Genomic DNA, 16184 nt, shown 5'->3' with positions numbered 1-16184 from the left:
GGGTCATCTGAACATAAGGCGCGTGACGTAGCGATCGATCGCCCGCGAATTCGCGCCGATCCAGCGCCAGATCATGGCCATGGCGAACATGGTCAAAAGCCACCCAAGCATGACATCCGACAGGAAATGAGCACCGAAGATCACGCGGTTGAATGCCACGAACAGCGAGCATGGCACCATGATCGCGGCGGCAATCCATCTGCGCCGTGCAGGCACGAGAATCAACAGGGACAACGCCGCCGCAGCCGCGGCGGCTTCGCCGGAGGGAAAGGAACAATTGCGGCTGCACGCCCCAGAAAACTGCCATACCGGCGTAAAGTCCGCCGTGCCCCCGAATTCGATCAGGTCACGGGGCCGTACACGTCCGATTGCGACCTTCAGCGTCTGCACGATCAATAGCGGCCCGGCGGCAAAGCTCAGAAGCACGAACAATGGCTTGTGGGGAGGGCAGAACCGCAGTCGCCGCGGCAGGAAGACATGGAGAACCACGGTGACAGCCATGGCGCCGACAATATAGGGCTGGCTTTGGCGAGCGATGTCCCTCACCGCTTTCAGCCAGGGATTCTCCACCAGCCAGAAAGCATGCCCATGGGCAAACAGGCGCGCGACCGCCAGATCGAGCTTCGGAAAAACCACAAAGACGAAGCTGGTCCAGACGATCAGCATGCCGATAACAGCCAATTCGCTATCCGCAGTTGCCTGCAGCTGACGCGGCCGCATTTGACCGGAGCCGGCGCTCCAAGAATTTGATGCAAATTTCCACATGCCATGTCTCCAGAGGCGGAACGGCGTCAAGCTGAAGCCCGATTGTCAAGAAATGGCGAAGATCGCATGAAGGCTCTGTTCAGAATCGGCCATCGGACGATCGGAAAACTGTTTGGAAATTGCGGAAGCGGGCTTAGTCCGCAATAGTAAGGTTCGGGCGACAAAGTCGAACGGGAAAACGGAAGAAGCACAGGGCGCTAGGGGTGGATAACAGTCTCGTTCTTATTGTCGAGGATGAACCGGCGATCGCGCAGATACTCGAGGGCTATCTGACGCGGGACGGCTTTCGCACGGTTCGCGCCGGCGACGGCGAAACCGCGCTGCAGCACCATGCGCTTTTGAAGCCGGATCTCGTGCTGCTGGATGTTCGCCTGCCGAAACTGGACGGCTTCGGCGTGCTCGGTCGCCTGCGCCAGGCCGGCTCAACGCCGGTCATCATGGTTACGGCCGTTGCTGATGACATCGACCGCCTGAGCGGGTTGCGCCTCGGTGCCGACGACTACATCGTCAAGCCGTTCAACCCGCAGGAAGTTGTCGCCCGCGTCAGAGCGGTCTTGCGCCGGACGCAGGGCGAGCGAGCAGAAGCCATCAAGCGCTTCGGCGCGCTGGAGGTCGACTTCGGCAGCTATACCGTCTTCATCAACAAGGACGAGCGCCGTATTGCATTGCCGCTGACGCTCAGCGAATTCCGCATCCTCGCCTATATGATCCGCCATCCGACTCAGGCTTTCGCGCGTGCCGATATTCTCGATGCCTGCCTGCCGGAAAGCGATGCTCTGGTGCGTACCGTCGACACGCACATTTCCAATCTCAGGCGCAAACTGGAGGAAATGGGGCAGATCGGCTTCTTTCCTGCCGTGCGCGGCATCGGCTATCGCTTTTCGGACCCGAGATGAAGAAACCGAGATTTCCTAGCGCGCCGCTTGCCACGCTCACGGCCGTCGTCATCACGATCATGCTGCTGCTCAGCGTCGGCCTGACCTATCTGGGGGTCAACTGGTACGCGACCTATCTGGAGCAGGGTATCAGCGATGCCCTGCCGCCGCGAGCCGCAACAGCCTACAGGATGTTGAGTGAAAACAAGATCCCTGATGGGGATTCGTTGAAGCTGCTTGTCGAACATCTTAATTCGCTGACGGAGCCGACAGATCTCAAGGTGCAGCTTTCCGTGCTCGTCTTCGGCCTCATGTCAGCGCTCCTCTGCGCCGTGATCGGCGTCTTCCTGGCGCGTCGGCTCACACATCCGCTCGAAGAGCTCACCTCTGCCGCCGAGGGCCTTAAATCAGGCGACTTCTCCGTCCGCGTCCCCGCCTCCTATCGAAGCGCCCGCGAAGTCGCGAGCCTTGTCGAAACCTTCAACGCTCTTGCGACCAGCCTGGAGACGATGGAGGAACGATTGCGTTTCAACAACATGGCGGTTGCACACGAACTGCGCACGCCGTTGACCATCCTGCAAGGATCACTGCAAAGTATGCTCGACGGCGTATTTCCGATGGACCGGAAAATCATTTCCGATCTCCTGCTACAGGTCGAAGGCCTGGGGCGGGTTGTCGAAGACCTGCGCACCCTGTCGCTCGCCATCGGCCAGAAGCTGGTGATGGAGCGGCAACGCATCGACGCATCGCGATTGGTCGAGACTGTCATCGCCGTGGCAAAGCCCATGCTGGAAGCCAGCAGGCTGCAGGTGGAAACGGAGCTGAAACCCGCCTGGATTTCAGCCGACTCTCCCCGTATCCGCCAGGCTGTATTGGCGCTTTTCGAAAATGCATGCCGCTACGCTGCAGAGGGCGGCTCGCTGCGATGCGAAACCGAGCAGGTGGCGGACGATAGCGTCATCATCCGCGTTCTCGATCGCGGCCCCGGATTTCCGCTTGATATGGATGCCGTCGCCGTTAACCCGTTCTGGCGTGGCGACCCCTCGCGTTCGCGCGCGACCGGCGGCACCGGACTGGGGCTATCCGTGGTGCAGGCAATCGCGCTTGCCCACGGCGGGCACCTGGAATTCGCAAACCGGCCGGAAGGCGGCGCGATGGTGTCAATCCATTTGACGGACAGCACGCCAGGAGAAACACATGGTTTCGATGAGCAGGAAACAGCCTCCCGCCAATGCGGGCTTTGTTGAGCAAAACCGCTTCGCACTTTTGCTGGAACTGCTCTCGCGCAAAATCGGTCTCACGCCGGGTCTTCCCGGTGAAGATCGTGGATGGCGACCGCATCATCCGTGAAGGGCGGCAACAGCCAGTCGGTGTGGCGCAGCGTCCGCTTCGTATCCTCGAGGCCCATATCCCAGTGCTCTCGCATCGAGGTGCCAGAGAACTCGTAATCCTTGGCGTGACCTTCATAGTTCTTGTGCTGATAGATCAGGTGCACAATGTTGACGACACCGGCATCGGAATAATCGGCGATCAGTTCTTCCTCTTCCGCGGTTAGCTGATCCCTAGGGACACGCTTCAGCGCACCCAGAAGCTTCATCTTCAGTCCATGGATGCGCTTGAAATTATCGGTGTTCTGCCGCGTGCGGCTCGAATACATGATGTCCTTATGGCGCGAAAGGACATCCGGCATGCTGCGCGGCAGGACGCCGCGGGCGCTGAACAGATCGACCTGGAAGACGAGCGAACTGCGGTCTTCTTCCTGATCGAGCAGATATTGCAGCGGCGTGTTGGAGACGATGCCGCCGTCCCAGTAATATTCACCCTCGATGCGGATGGACGGGAGCGCCGGCGGCAGGGCGCCGCTCGCCATGATGTGCTCGGGGCCGATACGGATGTTGTCGGTGTCGAAGTAGACGAAGTTGCCGGTGCGCACATTCACCGCGCCGACGCTGAAGCGCTTCTTGCCATCGTTCAGCACGTCGAAATCGATCAGCATTTCCAGCGTCTTCTTGAGGTCTGCCGAGTCATAGAAGCTGGTGGCACCTTCTGCGCCCGGCAGCTCCAGCCAGGGATTGGGAAAGCGCGGCTTGAAGAAGCCGGGCTGGCCCATGGTCATCGTCATCCACGAGCTGGTGCGGTTGCGGATATCGCGAAAGAAATCGCCTGCGGGCGTATAGGCCCAGATCTTGCGGCCGGAGATGATCTGCCAGAATTGCTCCAGACGTTGCAGCCGCCGACCAGGCTCGTTGCCGGCGATGATCGCGGCATTGACCGCGCCGATCGAGACGCCGGAAAGCCAGGTCGGCTCGCATCCCGCTTCGGCAAGCGCCTCGTAGACGCCGGCCTGATAGGCGCCGAGCGCGCCGCCCCCCTGGAAAACCAGGGCGACGCGATCATATTGAGCGGCAATTTCGGGGATAGTCGGGGCTGCGGCCTTGGTGTTTCGTTCAAGCACGGTCCGTCTCCAGCATGGAATAGCAATGAGGTTTGGTTATCTGCGCTCTGCGAGATAGTCGTGAACGACTTCGCCGAGGCCGAGCGTCAGATCGGCGGTGAAATGAACCGCGGAAACCACTTCCAGCACAGGCAGCCGCGCAACGTCCGCCATGACATGCGGCCTGAGATCGAGGGCGGCTGGCGAGGTCCAGGCTTCCTTGATGGTGATATCGGTTAAGTAGTAGCGCACAAGCTCGCAGATGCGCGGGGTGGCATCGACATGCGGCACGATCTTGATCAGGAAGTTGGGTTCCGAGAGAGCGGACAGAAGCGGTCCCTGGTCGATCGGCTTGTGCTTGTAACCCATCGTTCCCGTGGCGCAAAGGACACTGCCATAATGCAGCGTGCCGACGATGACCTCGCCCTCGTTGACGATCTTCGGACTGGCTAGTTTTTTCGGGAAGCCCCAGATCTCGCGGCCGCCGGTGATCGGCGCATCGTCATCCAGATACATGGAGTGGACATAGCCGCCCTTTTGCCCGCGATAGGTCACCGGGATGACCTGTCCGGTCTCGGTATAATCGCCGAAGCCGGTGGAATCGGGCATGCGGATGAATTCGTATTTCACCAGCGGCTCGTCGATTTCGAGCGGGGCCGGCACGACGGCCTCAAGCGCCTCGCGCGAGGTCCGGTAGGTGATGATGATGTATTCGCGGTCGAAGAACCGATAGGGCCCTGGAGGATAGGAGGGATTGGTCAGCGGCATCGCATAGGCATGCTTGAGAATGTCTTCGACCTTCATTGTATTTTCCGTCGTTGGAGGAAACAGCCGGGCGCCGGCGGCAAATTTGCACGGTTGCATGACAGTGAAGTGTCAGGTGCCGAAGGGTTGCGGCGAGAGGCGACACCGCACTGTTATCAAAGCGACATATCCGGCTGGCAGTGTGCACCCATCTTGAGCATTTCCCTTTACCCAACCACGTCATTACGATTGCAGGAGTTGCATTATGGGTTCGTTGACTTCGAAGAATGCGCTGGTCACCGGTTCGACGAGCGGTATCGGGCTTGCGATTGCGCGCGCCTTTGCCGCTGAAGGCGCGAATGTCACGATCAACGGCCTTGGCGATGCCGATGCGATCGAAAAGGAACGCGCTGCCATCGAGGCCGATTTCGGCGTGAAGTGCCGCTACTCCGGCGCCAACATGATGAATGGCGAGGAAGTGACATCCATGGTGCGCGAAGCCGAGGAAGCCTTCGGCAGCCTCGATATTCTCGTCAACAATGCCGGCATCCAGTTCGTTGCCCCGATCGAGGAATTTCCTGACGACAAGTGGGAAGCGATCATCCGCATCAACCTACTTGCTGCCTTCTACGCCATCAAGGCTGCCATCCCCGGCATGAAGGCGCGCAAATGGGGCCGCATCATCAACACCTCCTCGGCGCATGCGCTGGTCGCCTCACCTTTCAAGTCTGCCTATGTTTCGGCCAAGCACGGGATTACCGGTCTCACCAAGACGATCGCACTGGAAGCCGCTCAGAACGGCGTGACCGTCAACTCCATCGCGCCCGGCTATGTCTGGACGCCGCTCGTCGAGAAGCAGATCCCCGAGACGATGAAGGCGCGCAATATGACGGAAGAGCAGGTCAAGCATGATGTGCTGCTCGCCGCCCAGCCGACGAAGGAATTCGTGACTGTGGATGAAGTCGCAGCCATCGCCGTCTTCCTCTGCGGCGATGCCGCCAAGCAGATTACCGGCACGACGCTTTCCGTCGACGGCGGCTGGACCGCCGAATAATACCGAAACCCATAGCCGGTATTTGTTCGAGGACCATACCGGCTTTCCGCGGCCGCAGGCCGCGGCACCAACATGAAAACAGAGCAGGAAGCGCACAATGACACAAGAAAACCAGGACCCGCTCAGCCGTATCAAGGATGAGATCGTCGACAGTTTCGACGAAGAGCTGGAGATGCAGCTCGAAGAGGACCGTATCGACGAGCTGGTTGCCGAAGGCCTTGTCAGCGAAGGCGAGGCAACCCTCGACCGCAGGGTCTATTTCCGCGAACTGTTCCGTCTTCAGCATGAGCTCGTGCGCCTGCAGGATTGGGTGCAGTACAAGAAGCTCAAGGTCGTTGTGCTGTTCGAAGGCCGCGATTCCGCCGGCAAGGGCGGCGCCATCAAGCGCGTTACGCAGCGCCTCAATCCGCGCGTTTGCCGCGTGGTCGCACTGCCGGCTCCGACCGAGCGCGAGCGGCACCAGTGGTATTTCCAGCGCTATGCCACTCATCTGCCGACGGCGGGCGAAATGGTCCTGTTCGACCGTAGCTGGTATAATCGTGCGGGCGTGGAACGCGTCATGGGGTTCTGCACACCGGAGGAGCTGGAGGAATTCTTCCGTTCCGTGCCGGATTTCGAACGCATGCTGGTACGCTCCGGCATCATTCTTCTCAAATACTGGTTCTCGATCACCGACGAAGAGCAGGAATTCCGCTTCAGCATGCGTATTCAGGACCCGCTGAAGCAGTGGAAGCTCTCGCCGATGGATCTGCAGAGCCGCGTGCATTGGGAAGAGTACACCAAGGCCAAGGAAGAGATGCTGGAGCGCACCCATATTCCGGAAGCGCCGTGGTGGGTCGTCCACGCCGTCGACAAGAAGAAGGCGCGCCTCAACTGCATCGCCCATCTGCTGAGCCAGATTCCCTACGAGAGCGTGCCCAAGCCGGAAATTGTGCTGCCGGAACGCATGCGCAATGCAGACTATCACCGTACGCCGGTACCGCCGGAAATGTACGTGCCCGAAATCTACTGATCACGCCGACGAGGGGCCTGCCCGAGGCGGGCCCCTCTGAGGATTGCTTGAAAAACGAAATCACTAACTCCGCCACCGGCAAGCAAGGCCGGTTCAAGATCAGGCCGAGCGATAGGCCCATTCGGATATGGCGCCCAAGCCCAGCCGCCGCAAGAGCTCATAGGCGACCCTCCGGTTGATGGGATCATGCAGCCTGAGGACTTTCGAGCCAAGAAAATCCATCTCCGCATGCTCGAACGGCAGAAGATGTCGTGCCCTGCCAAGTGCGGCCCGATAGAACTCATGAAAATCCCGGCGGCAGACGTAGGTCTTATACTTCGTCATGCAGAAGGCGGCAAATGTATCGCTGTTCCTGCGCAGAAAATCCGAGACGCCGACCGTCACCTCCGGCCAAGCCGGATTGAACGTGTCGTCGAAGGCGATGATGCCGTGATCGGCCAGTACGCACTTCGCCAACCGGCTGTCGGCAACGATGTGGCGAAGCAAATGTCCTCCATCGATGCTGAAAAAACGAACCTGCCCAACCCTGTCGATGATGGCCTGCGGATCGAGCCTGGTGCTATCACCTGTTATGACGAGGTCCTCATCAACGGGAATGCCCAGTGATCTTCCGTTGTCGAGAAAGCGTTGATATTGCGCACCGTCCGCTTCTATGTCGAAAAGATCGATCGCAAGCACATTGTCGTCGGGGGCACTGATCTTGCGCAGCAAAAAATAGGACCGCCCGTAATAAACGCCGATTTCGGCGAGACCGCCGTAAAGTTTCTCCTGTCTTTGCTTTTCGATCAACGACAGGAAGACAAGTGCATCCGGCGGGTCGATGTAACCATCGATTTTCTGAAGATCGCGAAATACAAATTTTCGAACGCCCGATTTCAAATGTAAACCTCATTGGTTCTCTTCATGCATTTCACCTCCGAGCCTGCTCATCGGTTAGGACCGGTCGATCAAGAAACGCCCCATTTCTACAGGACCGCGACAGCGAAGCCGGAAGCTCTCGAAAATTGGGGTGGTACGGCGTCAAGGCGAGCGCCACTCATGGATATAGCGACCTTTCTGTCGTATTCCGGATAGTCATGCGCTGATTGGATAGTTCCGCCTCATATCGGGTTCAGAGCCAACGCAGCATCGTAGATGATGACGAATAGCGAGCCGGCGTCCTAAGTGATGTATAATGTGAGTCTAAAATTCACATCATCGGCCGAGGAGACCGTCATGACTGCGCCGCATCCGTCCAAAACGCATATCGGCAACCACCCCCTCCACCCCGAAACACAGATGCTGAATTACGGCTATGATCCTGAGCTCTCCGAGGGCGCGGTCAAGCCACCGGTTTTCCTGACCTCCACCTTCGTCTTCAAATCGGCCGAGGACGGGCGTGATTTCTTCAACTATATCTCCGGCCGCACCGAGCCGCCGGCGGGCACGGGCGTCGGCCTCGTCTATTCGCGCTTCAATCACCCGAACAGCGAAATCGTCGAGGATCGTCTTGCCGTCTATGAAAAGGCGGAAAGCGGCGCTCTGTTTTCCTCCGGCATGTCGGCGATCGCGACGGCCCTTCTCACCTTTACACGCCCGGGCGATGCGATCCTGCATTCGCAGCCGCTCTATGGTGGCACGGAAACGCTGGTCGCCAAGACATTCCTCAATCTCGGTGTCGCGGCCGTCGGCTTTGCCGACGGTGTCAACGAAAGCTCGGTGATGGCAGCTGCCGAGGAGGCCATGGCCAAAGGCCGTGTCTCGGTCATTCTCGTGGAAACGCCTGCTAACCCCACAAACAGCCTCGTCGATATCGCGATGATCCGCCGCATTGCCGATGCGATCGGCAGAAAGCAAGGACACACGCCGATCATCGCCTGCGACAATACCCTGCTCGGCCCTGTCTTCCAGCGGCCGATCGAACATGGCGCGGATATTTCCCTCTACTCGCTGACCAAATATGTCGGCGGCCATTCCGATCTGATCGCCGGCGCCGCACTCGGCTCCAGAGCCATCATCAAACAGGTGAAGGCATTGCGTGGAGCGATCGGCACCCAGCTCGATCCGCATTCCTGCTGGATGCTCGGCCGATCGCTGGAAACGCTACAGCTCCGCATGGAGCGGGCAAACAGCAACGCACGGGCGGTTGCCGATTTCCTGCGCGACCATCCGAAGGTCGAGCAAATCCACTATCTGCCCTACATCGATCCCTCTTCGGCGACCGGCCGCACATTCGCCGCCCAGTGCACCGGCGCGGGCTCCACCTTCTCCTTCGACATCAAGGGCGGCCAGCCGGCATCGTTCAAATTCCTGAACGCACTGCAGATCTTCAAGCTCGCCGTCAGCCTCGGTGGCACGGAATCGCTGGCCTCCCATCCTGCCACAACGACACATTCGGGCGTACCTGTGGATGTGCGCCACCGCATCGGCGTGCTGGAATCGACGATCCGCCTGTCGATCGGGATTGAGCATCCCGACGATCTGATTGCCGATCTTGCGGCTGCTCTCGACGCCGCTTGACGAGACACGCAGATCAATCGGGGCGATCAGAAGATCGCCCCGCAAGCGAGGCGACGAAACTCTTGCGCCGGAGCGCCTGGAACGCGCTATCGCGATTTGAGCTGGGCAATCGAGAGCATGAGGTCCGCGCTCATGCCGATCCCGGCACCCCGAGTGAGAATGGCGGAGGCTGCCGAGGCGGTGCTCCCACCATTTGCCGCATCGAAAACGGCCGAGAAGCGCTTGAGCAGCTTGTCGACCTTCCCAGCATCGTGCAGATCCTTGACGGGGAATAGTTTTTCCAGCATCGCCGCCTGGCGGGTCACATCCATGTTCGACATGGATGCGGGCAGCGAATAGGTCGTCTTGATCACATTGTAGAGCGCAGGATCCGACATGATATCGTAGACGGAATTGACCTGCGGCGCCTTGCGCTGGAAATAGAGGGCGAGGCGGACGCCCTCGTTGGAGTCTCCCTGCTGCGATTCCAAGGTCTGATGAAGATAGAGATCGTTGGTTGCCAGACGCGCGCCCTTGTTCTGTCCCGCCTCGATCTTGGCCGTCGTCAGATTTCCCTTGGCGTCGAAGTTGAAGACGTTCACCATCGCCTTGAAGCGCTGGCCTGCCTGCGTATTCAAAAAGCCTTTGGCATCCTCGGGATCCGCCGTGAAGGCCTTCTTCAAGGTAGCCTTGTCGACTGACTTGGGATCGATATTGTTCGCAACGAGGATAAACTCCGTCAGCTTCTTGTCGGCCAGGAGATCATCGACGGTCTTGATCTTGACGATCGACTTGTTGAATTCAGTCGCCGCGTCCTTGGCATCCTTGACCGCCTTGTCCCGCACCTCGCCGGCCAGTCCGAAGGTCTTCGACTTGGAATAGGCTGAGATCAAGCTGTTGATCGAAGTCTGCGACAGCGCCGTGACAGGCGCCCGCAGATTGCCTTTGCTGTCAAAATTGTATGCCTTGGCAAGCTCGACGAACCTGCTGTCTTTCAGCGAGTTGACATAGCTCTTGCTGTCATAGGGATCGCTTTCCAGGATCTTGCGCAGCTGATCTCTGGAGACCTCATTCTTGCCGATGCCAAAGGCGCGAAGCGCCATATCTTCCACGGTGGGAAGACCCTTGCTCTTTATGTCGTTGGCGGCAAAGAAGTCCGCGATCGTCTTTATCTCACCAACCGCGGTCTTGTAGTGTTTCTCGGCATCGGTGAACAGAGCCTGTTTCGCGCCCTTGGCCTGCTTCAAATATTTGATCGAGATATCGTCGATGGCCTGCGGCGTCTGTGCCGGCTGACCGGCCGGCAACGTTCCGTCGGATGCAAACTGGAAATGCGCGACCATATCCGTCATTCCGGTCAATGCGGCATAGTCGGAATTCGTGAAGACTAGGTTGAACTGGACCGGGGTGAGCTTGGGATCGAGGTTGAATGCCGTCTTGATATAGGAAAACAGCCTGTTATCGCCAGTGATCTCGCTGAGCGACTGAACTTTCGTGATTGCCTGGCGATAATAGTCGTCATTGCTGGTGGCCGCAGCCGGTGTCAGAAGGTTCGGGACCATGCTGTCATAGCGCGAGATCATGGCGTCCTTTTGCTGCGCTGTCTGGGCAGTCGCGCCGGAAAGCGTTCCATCCGCATTGAAGCCGAACTGCGACGCAATCAGCTTATATGTCGCCTGAACCGATGCGGAGGACTGGGCTGATGCGGAGGAGAAGTTGCTCGCCGTGTTAACGAAGCTGTTGGGGTCGTTGACATCGCTGGTCAGAACCGACTTCAGGAACGTTTTCGATATATTGTCGGGGCTCAAGCCGTGCGCGCGCAGAATATAGTCCGTCATCCTGCTGCTGTTGACGATGTCGTCGACATTCGACACCTTGTCGATCCAGGTATCGTAGAACTTACTTTCCTTCTTGGCCAAGGTGGTTTCATTGGCGAAGGATTGCTCGTAGAGCCCGATCGTATCGGTTTTCTGAGAATCGCTTTGGGCGGATTGATTTTTCGACGCGCCGCCAAAATTGAAAGCGGCAGCAAATTGCCGATAGCGGCTGTCCGTCAGCTTGTTGGCAAAGCTGCTCGCGTTGCTGAGATCGCTCGTCAGAACCTTTTTCATGAAGGCTTTGGCGTAGGCCATATCCTCCAGGCCATAGGCTTTCATCGCATAGCTGCACAGCTTGTAGTCGTTCAGAAATTCGTCGACATTCTTAACCTTGCCGATATGCGCATCATAATACTGCTGATCGCTTTTGACCGTCGCCTGTTTGGCGATGCCCGCCAGCGTCGATGCCATGTCCTTTGTCGCGGACACATAGCCGAGATACGTCGAAATCATAGATCGCCCCCACAGCGCAGTTCACCAGTAGTCAACCCCGCATCGATTATCGCAACCAGACCTTGCGCGAAGCTATATGGGCAATCAAAACGCCACATAAGCCTACGGGAAAAGAGCGGCCAGCGGACGCCCTTTTGACCGCTGCCGTCAGGCGCGCAGCGCCGTAGCGGGACTGGAGCGCAAGGCACTGACCGCCGGGACGACGGAGATGATCGCCGCAACGGCCGCGAAACCTCCGACAAGCCATAGATCGTCGAAGACGAAGCCAACCGGCAAATGCACCGCCGTCGCAGCCGCGAGTCTCGCGGAGATCGTCAGCGCTGCGAGATAACCAAACGCGATGCCGAGCGCGATGCCGGCGGCAAACAGAATGAAGAGCTCGCCCCAGACAAGCATGACGATCGAGCGGAGCGGCGTTCCGAGCGCCCGCAAGGCACCGATCTGCCGCCGCCTGGATCCGACATGCATGATGGTGACAAGCACGATGGCGGCAATGACGATCGCTTGCGTCCCAAGCGCGATCGCCAGAAGCAGACTGCGGGCATCGCCGAGCGTCGCATAGAGCCGGGTCAACACCTCCGCTGGAAAGACGCCAAGGGTCGTGCCGGTGCGGTATTCCTGCCTGAGGCGATAGGCATCGGCAATCGTCTTCGGCTTGACGAGAACGGCGGGCACGCCCGGTGTCTGCGCGTCGAAATGCTCATCCAGCGGCGCATCAGCGTCGATATGCCCGTGTTCGTGGCCTTCATGACGATCTTGTTCAGGATTGGCCGCGCCGTGCGCATCTGCTTCATCGCCATCATGGTCGTGATATTCCCCGCCATGCATGCCGTGCAACTGCCAGACCGCCCGGATCGGCACGAGGATCGCGCGGTCCCAAGCGGTTCCCGTCGGCGCCATGCGGCCCGTGATCTTGTAGGCGATGGCCGTATGGGTTTCGCCACCGGCCTCGGGCGTGCCGTGCATTGGCTTGACTTCCGCACCGGTCGACAGGGCGACATCGGAGCCGACAACCGCTTCGCCGAGGTGTGCAAACATCGCACCTTGCGAGAGCGTTGGCGAAAGGGACGAGATCAGGCCTGTGGTTGTGCCGACGATCGGATGCCCGTAGGCAGAATCGCCGAAGCCGACGGGTGCGGCCAATTCGACACGCGGATCGTTGGCAAGGCGGGAAAGGACGGCGCCGTCCATCAGCGGCAGCGGCGCGGGCTGCAGAAAGACGGCGGAAAGCGCCAGCTGCGTCTCGCTACCCGCGGCTCCGACAAGCAGATCGAATTTCTCGGCGGCGCGAGCGCTACCGAGACGGACGGCCCGCTCCTGCAGCGTCACCGTCACGCTCAGCGCGACCGACAGGGCAATCAGCACGACAACAGCCAGCGCCCCACTCCAGAAACGCCTGAGGTCGGCAAGGATGAAGGTGATCATTGCGCGGCCACCTCTTGGCTGTCTTCCTCGATGCGCCCGCTTGCCAGATTGATGCGGCGACCAAGACGCGCGGCGAGCGCTGTGTCATGCGTGACCACGATGAGCGTCGTCCCTTCTTCTGCCGACAATTGCAGCAGCAGCTCTGCAACCTCGTTGCCTGCCTGGCGATCCAGGCTGGCGGTCGGCTCGTCGGCGACGATGACGCCCGGACGCGACAGCAGTGCGCGGGCAACGGCAACGCGCTGCATCTCGCCGCGCGACAGGGTTTCGATCTTTTGCTGCGGTCGGGCGATACCGGTCACCGTCAGCAGATAAAGCGCTCGTTCCCGTTCGCTGGCCGCAAGGCGCCGTGTCAGCTTGATCGGTAACACGACGTTCTCGAAGGCGGACAGGCCGGGAAACAGATGAAAATCCTGCATGACAAGGCCGATATTGCGGGCGCGAAAGGCGTCGCGCCGGCCTGCAGAGAGGCGCGTGATTTCCGTTCCGCTCCAGGACACGCTGCCATCCCTGACGTCTTCCAGCCCGGTAATCGCATTGACGAAGGTACTCTTGCCTGAGCCGGACGCACCCGTGATCGCAAGCCGACCGCCCGGTGGCAGATGGAAGCGGTCGATGGAGAGAACCGGTGCGGCAAGGCCGGGGAACTGCATCCTCAGGCCGGAAACATCGAGAGCGAGCATGAGGATCAAACAGTCCTGAACGAGGCGTCCCTGAGACGCAGCTGGCTGATAAAGCCGGTTTCGGGATCGGTCCACGAGCCGAACTCCAGCACGCCGCGCGCCATGATCGGCGCGTTGTACTGCACGAATGTCTGCTTGGACGAGAGATAGACGACCACGATATTATCTGGCCAGTCGGCATCGGAAGAGCAGAAGGGGCAAAGCGACATCGGGATTTCCGTGAGCACGAAGAAGGCCGCCTCCGCCTTCAAGGGCGGCGCCATGAAGCCGTTGATGGCGACGTCCTTGCCGCTCGACTGCTTGACCTTGTCGGAAAATTCGAGCCCGAGCGGACCGAAACTCTTGTAGAGCTCGCCGAAGCCTAGTTTCTCGGAGGCATTGGCACGTACCGCAATGCCCATGACAGGCAAGGCTGCGGCGGCGGCCAGAAAGTCTCGACGATTGATGGTGGCGATCTGATGCTTCGACATCGCGTACCCTCATAAAAATGGAGAAAACAGGCGGTTTCGACACCGCCTGCCCTATTCACATGGCCTGTCAGGACTTACATCTTTTCGGTGCCGAGCGCGAAAGTATCGGCCAGCACCCGGTAGACATCGCTCTGTTCCATGTAACCACGGAAGCCTTCGGCACCTGGACCTGCCGCCTGGAGCACGACATCATCGACGGCGTGGACACCGCTGTCCTCGTCCTTCGGAAGGTTGCCTTGCACGAAGACGGCGCCGGGCACATCCTTGTAGGCTTCATTTGCGACATATTCCTTCTTCTCGTTCTGGATCGCCGGAACGAAAGGACCATCGAGCTTCGGACGGAAGGTCTCGTAGTGATCAGGGCCGTTGTTGGCGGCGATAAACAGGCGGCGCGAAACGTCGACGCGGTCCGGATAGCCGTCGCCATCCTTGTCCTCATAGTTCGGGAAGCCGGCAGCCGCATAGGTGCCGACCTTCTCACGCATTTCTGTGCCCGGCTTGTTATCGTCGACAGTGCCGATGATCGAGACGCCATGCGTGTGGTCGCCGGTGACGACAACAAGCGTATCCGGGTTCTTGGCTTGGAACTCGCGGGCGACGGCAACGGCCTTGTCGAACTCGATCGTATCGACCAGAGCGCGCTCCCAATCGAGCGGATGGCTCATCTTGTCGATGGACGCACCCTCGACCATCAGGAAGAAGCCATCCGGATTCTTGGAAAGCTTGTCGAGCGCGATCTTGGTCATATCTACGAGGCCAGGCTGGTTCGGGAACTTGTCGACAGTGCCCTTCTTGAGGAATTCGCGGTCGAGCGTGACGTCGAGATTGCCGGTATGGAAAAGGCCGAGCAGCCTGTCCTGGTTCGAGCCGGCGGCAGCCGCCAGTTCGTTCTTGTCGGTCGCAACGGCATAGCCGGCATCCTTGAAGAGCGCGATATAATCCTTATCGTCCTTGCGCTTGGAACCGGGCACGCTTTTCGCCAGGAAATAGGCCGAGCCGCCGCCGAGCAGGACATCCGGCTTGACGTCATACATCATGCCGACGATATCGGCCTTGTCGCCACGCTTGCGGGTATGGGAAACGAGCGCTGCCGGCGTCGCATCCTCGACTTCGGCCGTGGTGACGATGCCAAGCGACTTCTTGCCGGTGCGGCGCAGGGCCTCGCCGATGGTTTCGACCTTGGGATCATCGAGGCTTGCTGGCGTGCGGTCGGCATAGACGCCGAGGGCGTTCACGGCCGACTTGTGGCCGGTCATGTAAGCCGACATGGTATTGGCACTGTCGGTGGCAATCGCCGAGGTCGAGGACGTGCCGATGAAGGCAACCGGCGGGATGTCGTCCATGGCGAGGCGGCCATTGGCCTTGCCTTCGGTCATGCCCTTGGACATGAGGCGGGCGCCGGTGCGATGCGCAACCGAGAGACCATCGCCGAGCAGGAAGATGATGTTCTTGGCTTTCGGCGTCGCCGAAGTGCCATAAACATCCCAGTTGACGGATTTCTTCTCGTCGCCGGCCGAAACCTCGACCTTGTACTGGCCGGGCTTTGCGAGCTTGACGCCACGCAGGATCAGGGCAGATCCGAGAACTTTGTCCTCAGCACCCTTTTCTTCGCCGACGAAATCAGCCGCCTTGCCGAAAACCGCGTCGTAGCTTTCGCCGTTAACCGTGACCTTCACGTCTTCCGGCTTCACGACCTGGCTGAATTCCACCTTGAAATCGAACGGAGAGCCGGCGAGTACCGTTGCCCGGTCCAACGGATAGACTGTCGCTGCATGGGCTGCGCCGGACATTATGGTCGCAGACATCATGGCGAGAAGAAGTTTACGCATTTACACCCCCTGCGTTTGGTTGCTTCCCGCTCCCCACATATAAAAGCCAGATGACAATCATGTAAAAATGGGTCAACTTTCCACA

At 59.5% G+C, this 16184-nt stretch carries 14 protein-coding genes; 5 read left to right on the top strand and 9 right to left on the bottom strand.

The window, feature by feature from the left end; translation table 11 throughout:
- Positions 1–3: 3 nt before the first annotated feature.
- The gene (locus FHT73_RS10335; protein WP_112608621.1) at positions 4–765 is read right to left on the bottom strand and encodes a phosphatase PAP2 family protein; all 762 of its coding nucleotides are present in this window, start codon (positions 763–765) and stop codon (positions 4–6) included.
- A 203-nt stretch (positions 766–968) separates the two neighbouring features.
- Between FHT73_RS10335 and FHT73_RS10330 the strand changes: the two genes are divergently transcribed.
- Together FHT73_RS10330 and FHT73_RS10325 are read left to right on the top strand one after the other, a co-directional pair.
- Positions 969–1661: a response regulator gene (locus FHT73_RS10330; RefSeq protein WP_015343517.1), complete on the top strand. Its 693-nt coding sequence runs from the start codon at positions 969–971 to the stop codon at positions 1659–1661.
- Positions 1658–2887, top strand: a complete 1230-nt coding sequence (locus FHT73_RS10325) for an ATP-binding protein (protein WP_183711399.1) — start codon at positions 1658–1660, stop codon at positions 2885–2887. The genes FHT73_RS10330 and FHT73_RS10325 overlap by 4 nt, the downstream gene beginning before the upstream one ends.
- Positions 2888–2937: 50 nt before the next feature.
- Here FHT73_RS10325 and FHT73_RS10320 read toward each other — a convergent pair whose 3' ends face one another.
- The gene (locus FHT73_RS10320) at positions 2938–4095 is read right to left on the bottom strand and encodes a patatin-like phospholipase family protein (RefSeq protein ID WP_183711397.1); all 1158 of its coding nucleotides are present in this window, start codon (positions 4093–4095) and stop codon (positions 2938–2940) included.
- Between the two features lie 36 nt (positions 4096–4131).
- Complete coding sequence (locus FHT73_RS10315; protein WP_015343520.1) at positions 4132–4878, bottom strand: acetoacetate decarboxylase; 747 nt, start codon at positions 4876–4878, stop codon at positions 4132–4134.
- Positions 4879–5083: 205 nt separating this feature from the next.
- On the opposite strand from FHT73_RS10315, the gene FHT73_RS10310 reads away from it, so the two are divergent.
- On the top strand, positions 5084–5872 hold the full coding sequence (locus FHT73_RS10310) for a 3-hydroxybutyrate dehydrogenase (protein ID WP_015343521.1): 789 nt from the start codon (positions 5084–5086) through the stop codon (positions 5870–5872).
- A gap of 97 nt (positions 5873–5969) precedes the next feature.
- Positions 5970–6884, top strand: coding sequence for a polyphosphate kinase 2 (gene ppk2 / locus FHT73_RS10305; RefSeq protein ID WP_183711395.1), 915 nt, complete (start codon positions 5970–5972; stop codon positions 6882–6884).
- A 99-nt stretch (positions 6885–6983) separates the two neighbouring features.
- Here ppk2 and FHT73_RS10300 read toward each other — a convergent pair whose 3' ends face one another.
- Positions 6984–7763, bottom strand: a complete 780-nt coding sequence (locus FHT73_RS10300; RefSeq protein ID WP_183711394.1) for a class I SAM-dependent methyltransferase — start codon at positions 7761–7763, stop codon at positions 6984–6986.
- 336 nt (positions 7764–8099) lie between these two features.
- On the opposite strand from FHT73_RS10300, the gene FHT73_RS10295 reads away from it, so the two are divergent.
- Positions 8100–9383 (top strand): cystathionine gamma-synthase family protein, encoded by a 1284-nt coding sequence (locus tag FHT73_RS10295; RefSeq protein WP_183711392.1) that lies wholly within the window; start codon positions 8100–8102, stop codon positions 9381–9383.
- 86 nt (positions 9384–9469) lie between these two features.
- Here FHT73_RS10295 and FHT73_RS10290 read toward each other — a convergent pair whose 3' ends face one another.
- The 5 genes from FHT73_RS10290 to FHT73_RS10270 form a co-directional block, all read right to left on the bottom strand.
- A complete protein-coding gene (locus FHT73_RS10290; RefSeq protein WP_183711390.1) occupies positions 9470–11692 on the bottom strand; it encodes a DUF1217 domain-containing protein in 2223 nt (740 codons plus the stop codon).
- Between the two features lie 147 nt (positions 11693–11839).
- Positions 11840–13117 (bottom strand): ABC transporter permease, encoded by a 1278-nt coding sequence (locus FHT73_RS10285; RefSeq protein ID WP_112608605.1) that lies wholly within the window; start codon positions 13115–13117, stop codon positions 11840–11842.
- Positions 13114–13800: an ATP-binding cassette domain-containing protein gene (locus FHT73_RS10280; RefSeq protein ID WP_183711388.1), complete on the bottom strand. Its 687-nt coding sequence runs from the start codon at positions 13798–13800 to the stop codon at positions 13114–13116. The genes FHT73_RS10285 and FHT73_RS10280 overlap by 4 nt, the downstream gene beginning before the upstream one ends.
- 5 nt (positions 13801–13805) lie before the next feature.
- A complete protein-coding gene (locus FHT73_RS10275; protein ID WP_112608603.1) occupies positions 13806–14270 on the bottom strand; it encodes a hypothetical protein in 465 nt (154 codons plus the stop codon).
- A 74-nt stretch (positions 14271–14344) separates the two neighbouring features.
- On the bottom strand, positions 14345–16099 hold the full coding sequence (locus FHT73_RS10270; protein WP_112608601.1) for an alkaline phosphatase: 1755 nt from the start codon (positions 16097–16099) through the stop codon (positions 14345–14347).
- Positions 16100–16184 lie beyond the last annotated feature (85 nt).

Origin of the sequence: Rhizobium sp. BK098 (assembly GCF_014193155.1) — a bacterium.
Taxonomy (GTDB): domain Bacteria; phylum Pseudomonadota; class Alphaproteobacteria; order Rhizobiales; family Rhizobiaceae; genus Rhizobium.
The sequence above is the reverse complement of the archived record's forward strand: the minus strand, read 5'-3'. Positions and strand labels throughout refer to the sequence as shown.